At 69.9% G+C, this 17627-nt stretch carries 17 protein-coding genes; 14 read left to right on the top strand and 3 right to left on the bottom strand.

The genetic code is table 11. From position 1 onward, the window contains the following. Positions 1–111: 111 nt before the first annotated feature. Genes ACFTZB_RS28345 through ACFTZB_RS28375 form a run of 7 tightly spaced genes read left to right on the top strand, consistent with a single transcriptional unit; the run spans position 112 to position 7912 of the window. Positions 112–945, top strand: a complete 834-nt coding sequence (locus ACFTZB_RS28345; RefSeq protein WP_378436342.1) for a GNAT family N-acetyltransferase — start codon at positions 112–114, stop codon at positions 943–945. Then, a complete protein-coding gene (locus ACFTZB_RS28350; protein ID WP_378436344.1) occupies positions 942–1883 on the top strand; it encodes a lysophospholipid acyltransferase family protein in 942 nt (313 codons plus the stop codon). Before ACFTZB_RS28345 ends, ACFTZB_RS28350 begins: the two co-directional genes overlap by 4 nt. Positions 1884–1900: 17 nt before the next feature. Continuing rightward, positions 1901–3121 carry a cysteine desulfurase family protein gene (locus ACFTZB_RS28355; protein ID WP_378436346.1) on the top strand — a complete coding sequence of 407 codons (1221 nt, stop codon included), beginning with the start codon at positions 1901–1903 and terminating at the stop codon, positions 3119–3121. Continuing rightward, a complete protein-coding gene (mnmA, locus tag ACFTZB_RS28360; protein ID WP_378436348.1) occupies positions 3121–4215 on the top strand; it encodes a tRNA 2-thiouridine(34) synthase MnmA in 1095 nt (364 codons plus the stop codon). Before ACFTZB_RS28355 ends, mnmA begins: the two co-directional genes overlap by 1 nt. Next, entirely contained in the window at positions 4212–5234 is a 1023-nt protein-coding gene (locus ACFTZB_RS28365; RefSeq protein WP_378436350.1) for a methionine synthase, read from the top strand. Before mnmA ends, ACFTZB_RS28365 begins: the two co-directional genes overlap by 4 nt. 41 nt (positions 5235–5275) lie before the next feature. Continuing rightward, positions 5276–7366, top strand: a complete 2091-nt coding sequence (gene ligA / locus ACFTZB_RS28370) for an NAD-dependent DNA ligase LigA (RefSeq protein ID WP_378436352.1) — start codon at positions 5276–5278, stop codon at positions 7364–7366. Between the two features lie 57 nt (positions 7367–7423). Next, positions 7424–7912, top strand: coding sequence for a GNAT family N-acetyltransferase (locus tag ACFTZB_RS28375; protein ID WP_378436354.1), 489 nt, complete (start codon positions 7424–7426; stop codon positions 7910–7912). A 39-nt stretch (positions 7913–7951) separates the two neighbouring features. On the opposite strand, the gene ACFTZB_RS28380 is transcribed toward ACFTZB_RS28375, so the two are convergent. Then, positions 7952–8602, bottom strand: coding sequence for an amino acid-binding protein (locus ACFTZB_RS28380; protein WP_025432327.1), 651 nt, complete (start codon positions 8600–8602; stop codon positions 7952–7954). 204 nt (positions 8603–8806) lie between these two features. Here ACFTZB_RS28380 and ACFTZB_RS28385 point away from each other — a divergent pair, with 204 nt between their 5' ends. The 3 genes from ACFTZB_RS28385 (at position 8807) to gatA (ending at position 10809) form a co-directional block, all read left to right on the top strand. Beyond that, positions 8807–8956, top strand: coding sequence for a hypothetical protein (locus tag ACFTZB_RS28385; protein WP_378436356.1), 150 nt, complete (start codon positions 8807–8809; stop codon positions 8954–8956). A gap of 75 nt (positions 8957–9031) precedes the next feature. Continuing rightward, the gene (gene gatC, locus ACFTZB_RS28390; RefSeq protein WP_378436358.1) at positions 9032–9331 is read left to right on the top strand and encodes an Asp-tRNA(Asn)/Glu-tRNA(Gln) amidotransferase subunit GatC; all 300 of its coding nucleotides are present in this window, start codon (positions 9032–9034) and stop codon (positions 9329–9331) included. After that, on the top strand, positions 9328–10809 hold the full coding sequence (gatA, locus tag ACFTZB_RS28395; RefSeq protein WP_378436360.1) for an Asp-tRNA(Asn)/Glu-tRNA(Gln) amidotransferase subunit GatA: 1482 nt from the start codon (positions 9328–9330) through the stop codon (positions 10807–10809). Before gatC ends, gatA begins: the two co-directional genes overlap by 4 nt. On the opposite strand, the gene ACFTZB_RS28400 is transcribed toward gatA, so the two are convergent. Continuing rightward, complete coding sequence (locus ACFTZB_RS28400; protein WP_378436362.1) at positions 10806–12257, bottom strand: alpha/beta-hydrolase family protein; 1452 nt, start codon at positions 12255–12257, stop codon at positions 10806–10808. The genes gatA and ACFTZB_RS28400 overlap by 4 nt on opposite strands. After that, positions 12254–12895, bottom strand: coding sequence for a hypothetical protein (locus ACFTZB_RS28405; protein WP_378436364.1), 642 nt, complete (start codon positions 12893–12895; stop codon positions 12254–12256). The genes ACFTZB_RS28400 and ACFTZB_RS28405 overlap by 4 nt, the downstream gene beginning before the upstream one ends. Positions 12896–13034: 139 nt before the next feature. Here ACFTZB_RS28405 and ACFTZB_RS28410 point away from each other — a divergent pair, with 139 nt between their 5' ends. The 4 genes from ACFTZB_RS28410 (at position 13035) to gatB (ending at position 17587) form a co-directional block, all read left to right on the top strand. Beyond that, complete coding sequence (locus ACFTZB_RS28410) at positions 13035–14231, top strand: sensor histidine kinase (RefSeq protein ID WP_378436366.1); 1197 nt, start codon at positions 13035–13037, stop codon at positions 14229–14231. 9 nt (positions 14232–14240) lie between these two features. Beyond that, positions 14241–14903, top strand: coding sequence for a response regulator transcription factor (locus ACFTZB_RS28415; RefSeq protein WP_015890224.1), 663 nt, complete (start codon positions 14241–14243; stop codon positions 14901–14903). Between the two features lie 95 nt (positions 14904–14998). Next, positions 14999–16030 (top strand): ATP-dependent 6-phosphofructokinase, encoded by a 1032-nt coding sequence (locus ACFTZB_RS28420; protein ID WP_378436369.1) that lies wholly within the window; start codon positions 14999–15001, stop codon positions 16028–16030. 42 nt (positions 16031–16072) lie between these two features. Next, positions 16073–17587: an Asp-tRNA(Asn)/Glu-tRNA(Gln) amidotransferase subunit GatB gene (gene gatB, locus ACFTZB_RS28425; RefSeq protein WP_378436371.1), complete on the top strand. Its 1515-nt coding sequence runs from the start codon at positions 16073–16075 to the stop codon at positions 17585–17587. The last annotated feature ends 40 nt before the right edge of the window (positions 17588–17627 follow it).

Consider the following 17627-nt stretch of genomic DNA (forward strand, 5'->3'; position numbering starts at 1 on the left):
CCCTTTACCGGGAGCGGGGCCGCCGTCGTATCTTCCGTCGTTCATCCGGGCTGCATCGACACGACACCCGGGCGACGCCCCCGCGCCGCCCCTGCTCGGTAAACCTGCGCCATGACAACTTCGTCAGTTCTCCGCGCACCGAGTGAGACCGCCGATTCTGTTGTAACCCCGCCCCGATACTCCCTGGTCGTCTCGTCCGACCGCGAACATCGTGTGGCCGCTCAGCGGTTGCGGTACCGCGTGTTCGCCTCGGAACCCGGTTTCGCCGTCCCCGCGCACGCCGACGCCCTCGACGCCGACCGGTTCGACGACTTCTGCGACCACCTCCTCGTCCGGCACGAGGCGACCGGCGAGTTCGTCGGGTGCTACCGCATGCTCCCGCCCGACGCCGCCGCCCAGGCCGGCGGCTATTACACCGCCACCGAATTCGACATCTCGGCACTCGACCCCGTCGGCAACCGCATCGTCGAGATGGGCCGGGCCTGCGTCGACCCCGATCACCGTTCCGGTTCGGTCCTGAGCCTGATGTGGGCGGGGATCCTCCACTACCTGCAGTTGACAGGATACGAATGGGTCATGGGCTGCGTCTCCGTGCCGATGCGGGAGCACCCGGACGCGGTGGCCGGTTCCAATGTCCGTGGCGTGCGTGATCTGCTGCTCCGCAAGTACGGCAGCGACCCGGCCTCCCGGGTGGTGCCCCGGAACCCGGTGCGCGTCGACGGGCGGTCGCTCGACGAGATCGACCCGCCCGCCCGCCCGGTTCTGCCGCCGCTGCTCCGGGGATATCTCCGCCTCGGCGCCACGGTGTGCGGCGAACCCGCGCACGACCCGGAATTCGGAGTCGCCGACTTCGTCGCCCTGCAGGGACTGCACAACGCGAACGAGCGCTACCTCGACCGCCTGCGTTCGGCTTCGGCCACTTTCGAGGCGGGAGCGCAGGCATGAGCGCCGCCGTGCCGGAGACGGCCGCGGTGCCGGAGACGGCTGCAGTGCCCGTGCATTCGTGGATGCCGTCGAGTCCGTGCGGCGCGGGATGCCTGCCGGCGGAGGCGAACGCCGTGTCGATCCCGACCGTGGTAGTCCGGTGGTGCCTCGTGGTGTCGGCGCTGGCGACGGCGCCGCTCCTGACCGCGGGGTGGTTGCTGCCGCGGTCGTGGCGGACGGGTCTGCAGCGTCGGTACGCGGCGGTTCTGCTGCGCTGCGTGGGAATTCGCCTCGTCGTGGTCGATCACCGCGGAAAGCGCAGACACGCCGGCGGACTTCTGGTGGTGGCCGGCCACGTGTCGTGGACCGACGTGCTGGTGCTCAGCGCGCTGGCACCGGCGAACTTCGTCGCCCGCGGCGATCTGCTGGACTGGCCGATTCTGGGCTCGCTCGCCCGGCGGATGCGGGTCGTCCCGATCGAACGGCAGAGCCTGCGGGCGCTCCCGGGCACGGTGGCGACGACGGCGGGCAGGCTCCGCGACGGCGAACGCGTCGTCGCGTTCCCGGAAGGCACCACGTGGTGTGGACGGGCGTACGGCGGATTCCGGCCCGCGCTGTTCCAGGCGGCGATCGACGCGGAGTGCCCGGTCCAGCCGATCTCGCTGCGATACACCGGCCGGGGCGGGGAACTGACGACCGGGCCGTGCTTCGTCGGCGAGGAGACGATCGGCCGGTCGATCCGGCGCATCATCCGCCAGAAGGGCGTCAACGCCGAGGTCCGACTGGCGCCGATCGAGTATCCGGGGGAGTGCCGCCGCGATCTGGCGGTCCGATGCGAACGCGCCGCGCGAGGCGACGAACGGATCGATCTCGCAGCGCACGACATCGTCGATCCGCTGCAGGGTGCGGTCGGGACGGCGGCTGCGGGCATCGAGGCGGCGGAGCGTCTCGTCGCCTGAGCTATCCTGGTCACGTCATGACCTCTGCCCGCAGTGCCGATCACCCCGTCTACCTGGACCACGCAGCCACCACTCCCATGGTGCCGGCGGCCGTCCGGGCGATGACCGACATCTTCAGTACCGTGGGCAATGCGTCCTCGCTGCACGGTTCCGGGCGCGCCGCCCGCCGTCGCATCGAGGAGGCCCGCGAGTCCATCGCCGCCGACCTCGGCGCCAGGCCGTCCGAGGTCATCTTCACCTCCGGTGGCACCGAGAGCGACAACCTCGCGGTCAAGGGCATCTTCTGGGCACGGCGTGACGCCGACCCGGGACGGGTGCGGATCTTGGCCAGTGCCGTCGAGCATCATGCGGTGCTCGACGCGGTGGAGTGGCTCGAGAAGCACGAGGGCGCACACGTCACGTGGCTGCCCGTCGACGAACTGGGCCGGGTGTCGCCCCAGGCGCTGCGCGACGAACTCGCCGTCCACGCGGACGAGACCGCGCTGGTCACGATCATGTGGGCCAACAACGAGGTCGGCACGATCATGCCGATCGCCGAACTCGCCGCGGTGGCGGCCGAGTTCGACGTGCCCATGCACAGCGACGCCGTCCAGGCCGTCACCCACGTTCCCGTGGACTTCGCTGCCAGCGGGCTGTCCGCGCTGAGCATCGCCGCGCACAAGGTCGGCGGACCGCAGGGCGTCGGTGCGCTCCTGCTGGGACGGCAGGTGCCGTGTGTGCCGCTGCTGCACGGCGGGGGACACGAACGCGACTTGCGTTCGGGCACCCCGGACACCGCCGGCGTCGTCGGCATGGCGGCGGCGCTGCGCGACGCGACCGCGAACCTCGACTCCCGCGCCGCGGAACTGTCCGTCCTGCGCGACCGGCTCATCGACCGCGTCGGCGAGATCGTCCCGGACGCCGTGCTGAACGGTCCGGTGGGCAGTGCGCGTCTGCCGGGCAACGCCCACTTCACGTTCCCCGGCTGCGAGGGTGATTCGCTGCTGATGCTGCTCGACGCCGCCGGGATCGAGTGTTCGACCGGTTCGGCGTGCACCGCCGGTGTCGCCCGCCCGAGCCACGTCCTGACCGCGATGGGCGTGGAGGCCGCGACCGCGCGCGGGTCGTTGCGCTTCTCGTTCGGGCACACGTCGACGGTCGCGGACGTGGATGCAGTCATCGCGGCACTGCCGCAAGTTGTGGAGCGGGCCCGCGCCGCCGGGCTCGCCGGTGTCGGAGCGCGTGGAGGGAATCGTTGATGCGAGTACTGGCGGCCATGAGCGGCGGCGTCGATTCCGCCGTGGCGGCGGCACGGGCAGTCGCTGCCGGACACGACGTGGTGGGCGTGCACCTCGCACTGTCCGCCGAGCCGGGCACGCTGCGCACCGGCTCCCGGGGCTGCTGCTCCAAGGAGGACGCCGGTGATGCCCGGCGCGCCGCGGACGTGCTCGGAATCCCGTTCTACGTCTGGGATTTCGCCGACCGCTTCAAGGAAGACGTGATCGACGACTTCGTGGCGTCCTATGCGGCGGGGGAGACCCCCAACCCGTGCCTGCGGTGCAACGAGAAGATCAAGTTCGCGGCGCTCGCGGACCGCGCGATCGCCCTCGGGTTCGACGCGGTGGCCACCGGCCACTACGCGCAGCTCGACAACGGTGTGCTGCGCCGGGCCGTCGACGCGGACAAGGACCAGTCGTACGTGCTCGGTGTGTTGACGGCCGAGCAGCTGTCGCGGGCGATGTTCCCCGTGGGCGACACCCCGAAGGACCGGATCCGGGAGGAGGCCGCCGAACGCGGCCTCGCGGTGGCGAACAAGCCCGATAGTCACGACATCTGCTTCATCCCGTCCGGTGACACCCGGGCGTTCCTCGGCGCCCACATCGGTGTCCGCCCGGGCAGCGTGGTCGACGCCGATTCGGGTGAGGTGCTCGCGGAACACGAAGGCGTGCACGGGTTCACGATCGGCCAGCGAAAGGGGCTCGGCGTCCAGGGGCCCGCGGCCGACGGACAGCCGCGGTACGTGACGTCGATCGAACCCGAAACCGGCACCGTCCGTGTCGGTTCGGCACGCAACCTCGAGGTGCACGCGATCACCGCGGACCGCGCCGTGTGGACGTCCGGAAGCGCCCCGGCGGGACCGGTCGAATGCACCGTGCAGGTACGCGCGCACGGCGGACTCGCCGAGGCCGTGGCGGAAGCCGTCGACGGCGGTATCCGCATCTCGCTGCGCGAACCGCTGACCGGTGTCGCGAAGGGGCAGGCCGTCGTTTTGTACCGGACCGACCCGGCAGGCGACATCGTGCTGGGCAGCGGAACCATCTCGGGTACCGACGCGCGTCCGAACACGCAGTGACGCAGGATATCTCGCTGGCCGGTGCCGTCACCGGCGTCGGTTCGTGGCCCGGAACGGATCCGCGCGAAGCCGCCACCGTCGTCCTCGGCGAACTCGGCAGGCTTCCGCACCTGGTGGAGTTGCCGGCCCGCGGGCTCGGCGCCGACATGATCGGCCGCGCCAGCGCCCTGCTCGTGGACCTGCAATTGGACGTGTCCACGTCCGCCTACCGTGTGGTGCAGCGTCGCGGCTCGGTCGCCAAACGGGCGACCGACCTCCTGAACCAGGACCTCGACGCGCTCGAGGAAGCGTGGGAGAGTGCGGGGCTCGTCGGGGCCGATCACGTGCTGAAGGTGCAGTCGGTGGGTCCTCTCACGCTGGCGGCCCAGGTGGAACTCGGCACCGGAAGGCGCATGCTCACCGACCCCGGTGCGGTGCGCGACTTCGCCGAATCGCTGGGTGAAGGGCTCGCGCGGCACGCCGCGGAGGTCACCCGGCGTCTCGGTGTTCAGGTGCTGATCCAGTTCGACGAGCCACGACTGCCCGCGGTGCTGGCGGGCACGCTGTCCGGTCGGTCGAGGCTCGAGACCGTGCGGGCGATGCCGGAACCGGAGGCCCTCGCCGTGCTCGAGGCTGCCCTCGCCGGGTCCGGCGGAGTGACCATGGTGCACTGCTGCTCCGCGGATCTGCCCACCGACCTGCTGCGGCGCAGCAGTGCGCGCGCAGTCGGGCTGGACGTGTCGCAGCTGGCGCCGTCGGACCTGGACGGCATCGGCGAGTTGCTCGACGCGGGCAAGGAGTTGGTGCTGGGGCTGATCCCGACCGCCGCCCCCGCCGCGCCCGCCACCTGGCGCGACCTGGCCCGACCTGCGGTGACGCTGATCGACCGGCTCGGATTTCCGCGCACGACTCTGCGGACCCAGGTCGCCGTGACACCGGCCTGCGGACTCGCGGGCGCCGACGCGTCCTGGAGCCGCGACGCGCTGAAGTTCTGTGCCGAGGTGAGCAGCGCGTTCACCGACGACCCCGAATCGCTCTGAGTCCGGCGTTCGGTGTCGGCCGGACCGGTTAATCTTCGATGGTGAGTGAATCGACCGAAGCCCCGACACCGGCCCCCGGACACGTCCGGGAGCACTGGAACGAGCTGGCCGAGGAAGTGCGGCAGCACCAGTTCCGCTACTACGTCCGCGACGCGCCCATCATCTCCGACGGAGAGTTCGACGTGCTGCTGGGCGAGCTGAACGACCTCGAGAACCAGTACCCCGACCTGCGGACGCCGGATTCGCCGACCCAGCTCGTCGGCGGCGGATTCGCCACCGACTTCGCCTCCGCCGATCACCTCGAGCGGATGCTGAGCCTCGACAACGTCTTCGCGACCGACGAACTGCGCACCTGGATCAGCCGGGTGGAGCAGGAGACCGGCCCCGACCTGCACTACCTGTGCGAGGTGAAGATCGACGGAGTCGCGCTGAACCTGGTGTACGAGAACGGCAGACTGGTCCGCGCCGCCACCCGCGGCGACGGCCGGACCGGCGAGGAAGTGACGCTCAACGCCCGGACCATCGACGACATCCCGGAAAAGCTCACCGGCACAGACGAATACCCGGTTCCGGCGCTCCTCGAGGTGCGGGGCGAGGTGTTCTTCCGGCTCGAGGACTTCGCGGCGCTCAACGCGGCGCTCGTCGAGGAGGGCAAGGCGCCGTTCGCGAATCCCCGGAACTCCGCGGCCGGGTCGCTGCGGCAGAAGAATCCGGCCGTCACGGCCCGCAGGCGCCTCGGGATGATCTGCCACGGCCTCGGCCGGAGCGAAGGATTCGAGCCCGCCTCCCAGTACGACGCGTACACGGCGCTGGCGGCGTGGGGCCTGCCCGTGTCGACCCACACCGTCCGGGTCACCGGCGCGGACGCCGTCGTGGACCGCGTGCAGTACTGGGGCGAGCACCGGCACGACGTGGAGCACGAGATCGACGGCCTGGTGGTCAAGGTCGACGAGACGTCGCTGCAACGCCGGCTGGGGTCCACGTCGCGGGCGCCGCGCTGGGCGATCGCGTACAAATACCCGCCGGAGGAGGCCACCACCAAGCTCCTCGACATCCGGGTCAACGTCGGCCGCACCGGCCGGGTCACACCGTTCGCCTACATGGAACCGGTCACCGTCGCCGGATCGACCGTCTCCCTCGCCACCCTGCACAACGGCTCCGAGGTCAAACGCAAGGGCGTGCTGATCGGTGACACGGTGGTGCTGCGCAAGGCCGGCGACGTGATTCCCGAGGTCCTCGGGCCCGTGGTCGACGCCAGGACCGGCGACGAATACGAGTTCGTGATGCCGGCGAACTGCCCGGAGTGTGACACGCCGCTCGCTCCCGCCAAGGAGGGCGACGCGGACATCCGCTGCCCCAACCAGCAGTACTGCCCCGCGCAACTCCGGGAACGCGTATTCCACGTCGCGGGCCGCGGTGCGTTCGACATCGAGGTGCTCGGCTACGAGGCCGCGACGAGCCTGCTCGAAGCGAAGGCGATCGGCGACGAAGGCGACCTGTTCTCGCTCACCGAGGACGACCTGCTGAAGACGGCGCTGTTCCGGACCAAGGCCGGCGGGCTGTCGGCCAACGGCCGCAGGCTGCTCGACAATCTCGATTCCGCCAAGGACAAGCCGCTGTGGCGGGTGCTGGTCGCCCTGTCCATCCGCCACGTCGGTCCGACGGCGGCGCGGGCGCTCGCGGGCGAGTTCGGGTCGCTCGACCGGATCCGGGAGAGCTCCGTCGAGGAACTCGCGGCGGTCGACGGGGTCGGGGGCACCATCGCCGCGGCCGTCGCCGAATGGTTCGGCGTCGACTGGCACCGGCAGATCGTCGACAAGTGGTCGGCGGCCGGTGTGCGCATGGAAGACGAACGCGACGAATCGATTCCGCGCAACCTCGAGGGCCTGTCGATCGTCGTCACGGGTTCGCTCGAGACGTTCTCCCGCGACCAGGCGAAGGAGGCGATCCTCGTCCGGGGCGGCAAGGCCGCGGGTTCGGTGTCGAAGAAGACGGCGTTCGTGGTGGCCGGCGAATCCCCGGGGTCGAAGCACGACAAGGCCGTCGAACTCGGTGTGCCGGTCCTCGACGAGGACGGCTTCCGCCGCCTGCTGGAGGGCGGACCGGACGCCGTCGCGGATTCCGGAGTGTGACGGGAACCTCACGCTCGAGTTTTGGGCGGCGTGAGGTGTCCTGTCATAGTTCTGGACATGATCGAGATTCGGAATGCGACGCCGGACGAGTACGAGGCCGTCAGCGACCTCACGGTGATCGCCTACGTGGGCGGCGGACACGTCGAGGCACACGATCCGTACACGAACCGGTTGCGCGACACCGCTGAACGGGCGGACAAGGCGGAGGTCCGGGTGGCGGTGATGGAGGGCCGGGTCGTGGGTTCCGTCACAATCGCGGAACCGGCGTCCCCGTACGCGGACGTCGCGCAGCCGGGGGAACTCGAATTCCGGATGCTTGCCGTGTCACCCGACGCCCGCGGAACCGGCGTCGGGTCGGCGCTCGTGCGGCACGTGCTTGACACGGCCTACGACCGCGGCGATCGCGCGGTGGTGATGTCGACCCAGCCCGACATGGAAGACGCCCGCCGCATCTACGACCGCAACGGATTCGTCCCTGTGCCCGAACGCAATTGGGCGCCCGTCCCGGGTGTCGAGCTCACCGTCCTGGTCCGCGAACTCGTCTGAGACGACCACGGCCCCGGACCGTCCGGCCCGGGGCGGAGGTCAGCTGAGCACGGTCGCGATGATGCCGGCGAGGTAGCCCAGCCGGGCGATCTCGGACGGCCGGAACTCCGGGCCGCCGGGGCGGCCGAGCATCAGCACCCGGCCTGTGGTCCCGAGGGGAGCCGCGGCGAGGGTGGTGTTCATGTCGCGCCACACCTGCGGCACCCAGTCGCCCTCGCCGTCGAGCGCCGTGGGCTTCTCCAGCGGCATCCACGGGATCTCGGTGGCGTGCGTCTCGGGCGCTCCCGAGCTGCCGACCACCCGGTATGCGCCGTGTGGGCCGAGATCTGCGACGACGGACCAGCCGACCCGGAGCACCCGCGGTGCGCCGTCGACGAGGACCTGCAGTCGATCGTCCGCGGCGGTGGCGACCTGGTCGATGAGCTCGAGCTCGCGGTGGGTGTCGAGGATTCCGGCGTACGGCCGGATGGAGTCGACGGTGACGCCGGGCAGGTTCTCGGCGGCCGTGATGAGGGTGTCGGGGAGCGATCCCGGCTCGACATCGACCACGAGGTCGTCGATGGCGAATCCGGCACCCCGTTCCACCACGTCGAGCGACAGAATGTCAGCACCCACCGAGCCCAGGGCGACGGCGAGAGAGCCGAGGCTACCGGGACGGTCGGGGAGCTGGACGCGAAGCAGATACGACACGTGCGTCCCTTTCACCACGAGATAGACGCGGGAGTACCTGCGACCCCCGTCGCTCACCATCCTTGCACTTTCGTTCCCGAGTATGCGGTCCCCCCTGCGGCTTCGCCCGGGGCGGGACGGGGACTCGCAGGTCGTGCTCGATTCGTGACATCGCCGATACGGATTCGCCTCGTGCGCGAAACACGACAGCCCAAACATGGGTGCATGAACACCACGGCAACGGGAGTGACGACCTCCGTCTCGAGGCGGGTGGCGGCGGGCCGGGAACAGGAATTCCTGCGCTGGACGGACGCGGGGATGGCGATGGCGGGCACGTTCCCGGGGTTCCTCGGCGGGCGCTGGCTGCACGGCTGATCCGACCACTGCTCTAGGCTGGGACCCACTTGTGTACGTCCGAATGTGTACGTCCGAACCGAAAGGGGCCCCGCGGTGCCTGCCATCTCCCGTGACGAGGTCGCGCACCTCGCGCGGCTGTCTCGACTCGCCCTGACCGATGCCGAGCTCGACGAGTTCGCCGGTCAGCTGGACTCGATTCTCAGCCACGTGAAGGTGGTCACCGAGGTGCCCGCCGAGGATGTTCCGCCGATGGCGAACCCGAACGCCGTCACCAACGTGACCCGTCCCGACGTGATCGTTCCCGGCCTGACGCCCGGGCAGGCGCTGTCCGGCGCGCCGGCCGTCGAGCAGGATCGTTTCGCCGTCCCGCAGATTCTTGGAGAGGGCGAATGAGCGCCGATCTGACCACTCTCGACGCCGCAGACCTCGCGTCGAAGATTCACAGCCGTGAGGTGTCGTCCGTCGAGGTCACCCAGGCGCATCTGGACCGCATCGCCGCTGTCGACGGTGAACTGAACGCCTTCCTGCACGTGGCGGGCGAGCAGGCCCTCGTGTCGGCGAAAGAGGTCGACAGCAGCCTCGCCGCAGGTGATGCTCCCGCCTCCCCGCTCGCGGGAGTTCCGTTGGCGCTGAAGGACATCTTCACCACCACCGACATGCCCACCACGTGCGCGTCGAAGATCCTCGAAGGCTGGGTCGCGCCGTACGACGCGACGCTCACGAAGAAGCTGCGCGAGGCCGGCATCCCGATCCTGGGAAAGACCAACCTCGACGAGTTCGCGATGGGATCGTCCACCGAGAACTCCGCCTACGGCCCCACCCGCAACCCGTGGGACACCACCCGCATCCCGGGCGGCTCCGGCGGCGGCAGCGCCGCGGCCCTCGCGTCCCGGCAGGCCCCGCTCGCGATCGGCACCGACACGGGTGGCTCGATCCGCCAGCCCGCCGCCGTCACGGCGACGGTCGGTACCAAGCCGACGTACGGCACGGTGTCCCGGTTCGGTCTCGTCGCTTGCGCGTCCTCGCTCGACCAGGGTGGTCCGTGCGGTCGCACGGTGCTCGACACCGCACTGCTGCACGAGGTCATCGCCGGGCACGACCCGCGCGACTCCACGTCGATCGACGCGCCCGTGCGTCCCGTGGTGGCGGCTGCGCGCGAGGGCGCAGGGGGCAACCTGAAGGGCGTGAAGGTCGGTGTGGTCAAGGAACTGCACTCCGACAGCTACCAGCCCGGGGTCATCTCCTCGTTCGATGCGGCCGTCGCGCAACTCACCGAACTCGGTGCCGAGGTCGTCGAGGTGTCGTGCCCCAACTTCGAGTACGCGCTCGCGTCGTACTACCTCATCCTGCCGAGCGAGGTGTCGTCGAACCTCGCGCGCTTCGACGCCATGCGGTACGGGCTGCGCATCGACCAGGGCGACATGAGCGCCGACCAGGTGATGGCCGCGACGCGTGCCGCCGGCTTCGGCCCGGAGGTCAAGCGTCGCATCATGATCGGCACCTACGCGCTGTCGTCCGGCTACTACGACGCCTACTACGGTCAGGCGCTCAAGGTGCGGACGCTCATCGCCCGGGACTTCGACAAGGCCTACGAGAAGGTGGACGTCCTGGTGTCGCCCACCAGTCCGTTCACGCCGTGGAAGCTGGGCGAGAAGGTCGGCGACCCGCTCGCGATGTACCTGTCGGACCTGTGCACGCTGCCCACCAACCTGGCCGGGCACTGCGCGATGTCGGTCCCTTCGGGGCTGTCCGCGGACGACGGTCTGCCGGTGGGACTGCAGATCATGGCCCCCGCGCTCGCCGACGAGCGGCTGTACCGGGTCGGTGCCGCCTACGAGGCCGCGCGCGGTCCGATCGGCTCGCCGAGCTAGGAGCAGTCGGGCAGGGCGGTGCCCTGCTCACTGCCGTAGCGGTGTCCGTGCCCGGACGCGAAGTTCAGCGCGGACACCAGGTCGACACTCGTCTGCAGGAACGTGATGCCCGGAATCCATTGGGGGACCGGCGCATCGCGTACCGCGAGCGAGAGGTCGGGCCGGTGCAGGATCAGGTCGGGCGACCACCACACCACCGGGTCGGACGTGTTCGCCAGCACCGTCGCGCCGTCCGTCAGCACGGAACCGGCGGGCGGGCCCGCCCACAATGCGCCGCAGGCTCGCTCGCGGAGTTGGTCGGCGTCGTCGAAAATGGCACTGCCGCCAACGGATCCGAGGCTCTGGCCGTAGACGTACAGTGCGGGCCGCAGGACGTCGGGTAGGTCGGCGATCCGCTCGGCGACGGCGTCGAACAATGCTGCCGCCGAATGGTCTGCGGCGGAACGTCCGAACACGAAGGTGATCCAGCTCGGCAGGTACGAGTACTGCATGCCGACGATCGCGACGTCGTCGGCGAAGCGTTCCTCGAATCCTTCGGCCGCGTTCTCGTCGATCCAACCCGATCCGGTGGGCACCGTGACGACGACGGCGGACCGGGTGAATCCGCCCGCCCGCTCGAGCTCCGAGACCGCCAGTGCCGCACGTGATTCGACGTCCGGTGCCGAATCCATTCCCACGTAGGTGCGGATGGCGGCCGACTGCTCGCCCGCCGCCACGAACCGCCGTCCCTGGCGCCCGAGCGACTCCCAGCTGATCGCGGAGTCCGGGCCGCCGGACGATTCGGCCGACACCGGCCGGTGCAGGGACACGTCGACGAGCGCGTTGGAGTCGCTGTAGGAACGGGACATCATCCCCCACAGCGCGGGCCCGGCGACCAGTTGCAGCCCGGTCGCGAGTACGACCGCGGTGGTGGCGCTGCCGATCCAGCCGAGACGGCGGGCGACCGCGGCGACGACGCTGCCGATGCCGGCGAACAGCAGGAACGTCAACACCGCCCCGATGATCGCCTGCATCCAGTGGTCCGGCCCGATGCCCGGCATGCCCATCGCGGCGCGCAGCGAATCCTGCCAGTGGTCGGCGAGGACGATCGCCCACGTCACCACGATCATGGCGCCGATCAGGACCAGCAGACGCACCGAGTCCCGCGTCGCGCGATGCGGGTGCGTGCGCGTGACGAGTCGCCGGAGCAGACGGACGAGGACGGTGATCCCGAAACCGACCGCGGCGAGGAACCCGGTGAACAGGGCCTGCGTCAGCGCACTGCGGGGAAGCAGCGAGGGGGCGAGCGACGCGAACGTCGCGGTGGTGACGGCGATCGTCGAGGAGGCGCGGGGGAGGGCGGAGATCGGAATCGTCGTGGTCAGGGTGCGGCGCAGGGCATTCGGCGCGGTACGCGAGCGGGAGTGCGCCGGGCTCCGTCCGGGACCGGACAGAGCCGCGGTGGTCATGCGATCGCCCCGACCGGACGCGGGCGGCGGCGGATCGACCAGGCCACGCCTGCGAGCAGTGCGGCGCCGGCGGCGCCGGCCAGCGCGTACGGGAGCCCGGCTTCGGTGACCGGCGTCGAATAGCCTTGACGCCAGCTGTTTCCGGTGACTGCGGTGGTCGCGATGTTGGCCATCACGAAGCACTGGGCCCGCGCCTGCTCGTCGAGACGGGAGTCACATGCGGTGTGCATCCGCTGATCCAGCTGCGCGTCGAGCGACTGCCGGGCCCAGGGGCCGAGATCCTCGCCGGACCGCGACGCGTACCGCAGGAGGTCGTAGCCGAGGTCGTGGGCCTTGCACGCGGTGTCGAACTCGAGCGGCAGCGGGACGGGCGAGGAGCAGTCGCCGCCGGGATTGGCGAGCATGCCGTCGATCCGCACCGGTGTGTACCCCATCACCGATGCGAAGTCGTCGGGAACGGAGTCCTCGGTGAGCGTCGCCGGTGTGGTGAGGGTGTGCACCGCGGCGGAGGCGGCGGCGTTCTCGTGCCGGGGCGTGCTCGCCGCGCCGGTGCCGGCGAATCCTGTCGTGGTCAGTAGCGCGGTGGCCGCGCACGCCACCGCGGCCCAAGTCGTTCTCCGTGTCCCCGTCGTTCGCATGACGACGACGTTATGAATTCGTGTTGCGCAGCCACATCACTCCCGGGTCCGGTTCGATCACTGGCCTCGTGGGGGGAGGGGGGCCCGATCTCATACTCCGGTACTACGTCGACGTGAGTCCGGGGTATGAGGACAGGCCGTGACCTGTGTTTCTAGTGTCGAGGGTGTGAAGACGAAGACGCGCATCCGGAGAGCCGCCGAAGGTCAGTGGCTGAACGTGGCAATCGTCGTGGTGACGGCGATCCTGTTCGCCGTGGCGTGGCCGACCCTGCAGCTGACTCACCAGGTCAGTCCTCCCATCCAACCGTTCGTGGCGGCGCTCGCGACGTTCCCGTTCCTGCTCATCCGGTCGAACCCCGCGCTGGCCTGGGCCGTCTCCGCGATCTCGGCACTGGTGATTCCGCGCGTCTTCGCGCTGCAGGACGGATACGACTACCCCTGGCAGGTGGTCCACATCCTCGTGATGCTCGCCCTCCTGGCCGCGGTCAGCATGCGGGCCGCCATCCCGGTCGTGGGTGTGGCGTGGATCTCCACCGTTCTCCTGTTCCTCGCCGACACCCCGGGCACCAACGGTCGCGGGTGGGCCGTGGGACTGACCGCCATCGTCGTGTTCGGCCTGCTGATCCGGTGGCTGGTGCTGTCGCGGCGGCAACTCGCGCAGCAGGAGGAGCTGAGCGAACTCGAGCGCACGCGCAGGACGATCCTCGAGGAGAAGGCGCGCATCGCGCGGGACCTGCACGACGTCGTCGCACATCACATGTCGATGGTCGTGGTGCAGGCGCAGAGCGCGCCCTACCGCATCGCGGGCATGTCGGACGAGACGCGGGCCGAATTCGAATCGATCGGAGCCGCAGGCCGCGCCGCACTGAATGAGGTGCGCGGACTCCTGGGTGTGCTCCGCAGCGACGGCCAGGTGGCCGAGCACGCGCCCCAGCCCGGGGTCCAGCAGATCAGTGAGCTGCTCGAGGGCAGCCGCAGGGCAGGAATCCCCGTCTCCTGGCACACCGACGGCGACCCGCGGCTCGTGTCGGAATCGGTCGGGTTGGTGATGTACCGCATCCTGCAGGAATCCCTCGCCAACACCGCCCGCCACGCGGCGGGCGCCGCGGTCGAGGTGACGATCGCGTACGAGACGCCGATCGCGTCCGTGTCGATCGTCAACGGCCCGCCGCGGCGGAGCCTCGTCTCGACCCTGACCAGGCACGAGTCGACGGGTGGCAACGGCATCATCGGGATGCGCGAGCGGGCGCAGGCGGTCGGCGGCGTACTCACCACCCACCTCCACGACAACGGCGGATTCGAGGTCCACGCCGAGTTCCCGGTCGCCTCCGCCTAGGCTGGCGGCGTGGCCATCACCGTATTCATCGCCGACGACCAGGCTATGGTCCGGCAGGGTTTCGGAGCCCTGCTCGCGTCCCAGCCCGACATCAGCGTCATCGGTGACGCCCCGGACGGGGCGGTAGCGGTGAGCGAGGTCAAGCGCCTGCGACCCGATGTGGTGCTGATGGACGTGCGCATGCCGGAGATGAACGGACTGGACGCCGCCCGCGTCATCCTGTCTGCGGGATTCGATCCGCCGGTGCGGGTACTCATGCTCACGACGTTCGACGTGGACGACTACGTGTACGAGGCGCTGAGCATCGGGGCCAGCGGCTTCATGCTCAAGGACGCGCCCGCGGAGGAACTCATCCGCGCGGTGCGGGTGGTCGCCGACGGCGAGGCGCTCCTCGCGCCGACCGTCACCCGGCGTCTCATCGCCGACGTCACCAGCCGCCGCAGCACCGCCCGCCGTAAACCGGCCGCGCTCTCGGCGCTGACGCCCCGCGAGCGCGAGGTGCTCGAACTCATCGCCCGGGGTATGTCCAACACCGAGATCGCGGAACGCCTGTTCGTCGCCGAGCAGACCGTCAAGACACACGTCGGGAAGGTGTTGTCGAAGTTGGATCTGCGCGACCGCGCACAGGCAGTCGTCCTGGCCTACGAGAGCGGTCTCGTCACACCCGGCTGAGTGAACACACCGATCCGAGGTGCTCGAACACGGTTCGAGCGGCAAGATGTGTAGGAGAACCACCGTCACCACACGAGACGACGAGGGGTGCTTGGATGCGGATCGGAATGCTCACCGGAGGCGGCGACTGCCCCGGACTGAATGCGGTGATCAGGGCGGTGGTGCGGACCGCCGCAGGCCGATACGGCAGCTCGGTGGTGGGATTTCGTGACGGCTGGCGTGGCCTGCTCGAAGATCGCAAGGTCGTGCTGTCCAACGACGACCGGATCGACCGGATCCTCACCCGGGGCGGCACCATCCTCGGCACCGCGCGGGTCAACCCCGACAAGTTGAAGGCCGGACTCGACCAGATCCGGCAGACGCTCGACGACAACGGGATCGACGCGCTCATCCCGATCGGTGGGGAGGGCACGCTCACGGCCGCCAGCTGGCTCGCCGAGAGCGGGGTGCCCGTGATCGGGGTTCCGAAGACGATCGACAACGACATCGACTGCACCGACGTGACGTTCGGTTTCGACACTGCGCTGTCCATCGCGACCGATGCGATCGACCGCCTGCACACCACCGCCGAGTCCCACCAGCGGGTGATGCTCGTCGAGGTGATGGGCAGGCATGCGGGCTGGATCGCGTTGCACTCCGGGCTCGCGACGGGCGCGCATCTCACTCTCGTTCCCGAGGTCCCGTTCGACGTCGGCGAAGTCTGCTCCCTCGTGAAGAAGCGTTTCCAGCGCGGTGATTCGCATTTCATCTGCGTCGTCGCGGAAGGCGCCACTCCGACTCCGGAGTCGATGAGTCTGCGTGAGGGCGGCATCGACGAGTTCGGTCACAAACGGTTCACCGGTGTCGCACAGCAGCTCGGCGACGAGATCGTCCGCCGCATCGGCAAGGAGGTGCGGACGACGGTGCTCGGGCACGTGCAGCGGGGCGGCACCCCGACGCCGTACGACCGGGTGCTCGCCACCCGCTTCGGGGTGCACGCCACCGACGCCGTCCACCGCGGCGACTTCGGCAACATGGTCGCGCTGCACGGCACGTCGATCGACCTCGTGCCCCTCGAGGAGGCCACCCGGCGCCTCAAGACGGTGCCGCGGGAGCGGTACGACGAGGCGGCCGCATTTTTCGGCTGACCGCGTTTTCCGGCGAACCGCCGGACGCATAAACTCTGTGGCATGACTGCTGTCGATACTCCGGACCTCCTCGACTACGACGACGTGCTCGCGAAGTACGAGCCTGTTCTCGGCATGGAGGTGCACGTCGAGCTCGGCACCGACACGAAGATGTTCTGCCCGTGCCCCACCGAGTTCGGCGCCGAGCCGAACACGCAGGTCTGCCCGGTGTGCCTCGGTCTGCCCGGGTCGCTGCCCGTCGTCAACGAGGCGGCGGTGGAATCCGCGATCCGGATCGGGCTCGCACTGAACTGTTCCATCACACCGTGGGGCCGGTTCGCGCGGAAGAACTACTTCTACCCGGACCAGCCGAAGAACTACCAGATCTCCCAGTACGACGAGCCGATCGCCACCGACGGCTACCTCGACGTCGTCCTCGACGACGGCACCACGTGGCGCGTCGAGATCGAGCGCGCGCACATGGAGGAGGACACCGGAAAGTCGCTGCACGTCGGCGGTGCGACCGGTCGCATCCACGGTGCCAGCCACTCGTTGCTCGACTACAACCGCGCCGGGGTCCCACTGGTCGAGATCGTCACGAAGACGATCAGCGGCGCCGGTGCCCGCGCCCCCGAGGTGGCCCGCGCGTACGTCACCGCGCTCCGCGACCTGCTGAAGTCGCTGAACGTGTCGGACGTCCGCATGGACCAGGGTTCGATGCGGTGCGACGCCAACGCGTCGCTGATGCCGATCGGGGCGACCGAACTCGGCACCCGCACCGAGACGAAGAACGTCAACTCCCTCAAGAGCGTCGAGGTCGCGGTCCGGTACGAGATGCGCCGCCAGGCCGCGGTGCTCGAGGCCGGCGGCGAGGTGATCCAGGAGACCCGGCACTTCCAGGAATCGGACGGCACCACGTCGCCGGGCCGCCGCAAGGAAACCGCCGAGGACTACCGATACTTCCCGGAGCCCGACCTGGAGCCGGTCGCGCCCAGCGCCGAGTGGGTCGAGGAACTGCGGGGCACCCTGCCCGAGCTGCCGTGGGTCCGCCGCGCCCGGATCCAGGCCGACTGGGGTGTCTCCGACGAGGTCATGCGTGACCTGGTCAACGCGAACGCCCTCGACCTCGTCATTGCGACCGTGGAGGCCGGTGCGTCGCCGGAGGCCGCGCGGTCCTGGTGGGTGTCGTACCTGGCGCAGCAGGCGAACACCCGCGGGGTGGAACTCGGTGAGCTGCCGATCACGCCGGCTCAGGTCGCGCAGGTGGTCGCGCTGATCGACAGCGGGAAGCTGAACAACAAGGTGGCCCGCCAGGTGGTCGACCACGTTCTCGCCGGTGAGGGCGACCCCGAACAGGTCGTCGCGGATCATCCCGAGCTCGTCGTCGAACGCGACGACACGAAGCTGAAGGCCGCCGTCGACGAGGCCCTGGCCGCGAACCCCGACATCGCCGAGAAGATTCGCGGTGGCAAGGTCGCGGCTGCGGGCAAGATCGTCGGCGACGTGATGAAGGCCACTCGCGGTCAGGCCGATCCGGCCCGCGTCAAGGAGTTGGTCATCGAGGCCTGCGGCGGCTGATCCCCTTCTGCACCAACGGGACGCTCGTTCGGATCAACCG

Origin of the sequence: Rhodococcus sp. NPDC057014 (genome assembly GCF_042673295.1) — a bacterium.
Lineage (GTDB): Bacteria > Actinomycetota > Actinomycetes > Mycobacteriales > Mycobacteriaceae > Rhodococcus_F.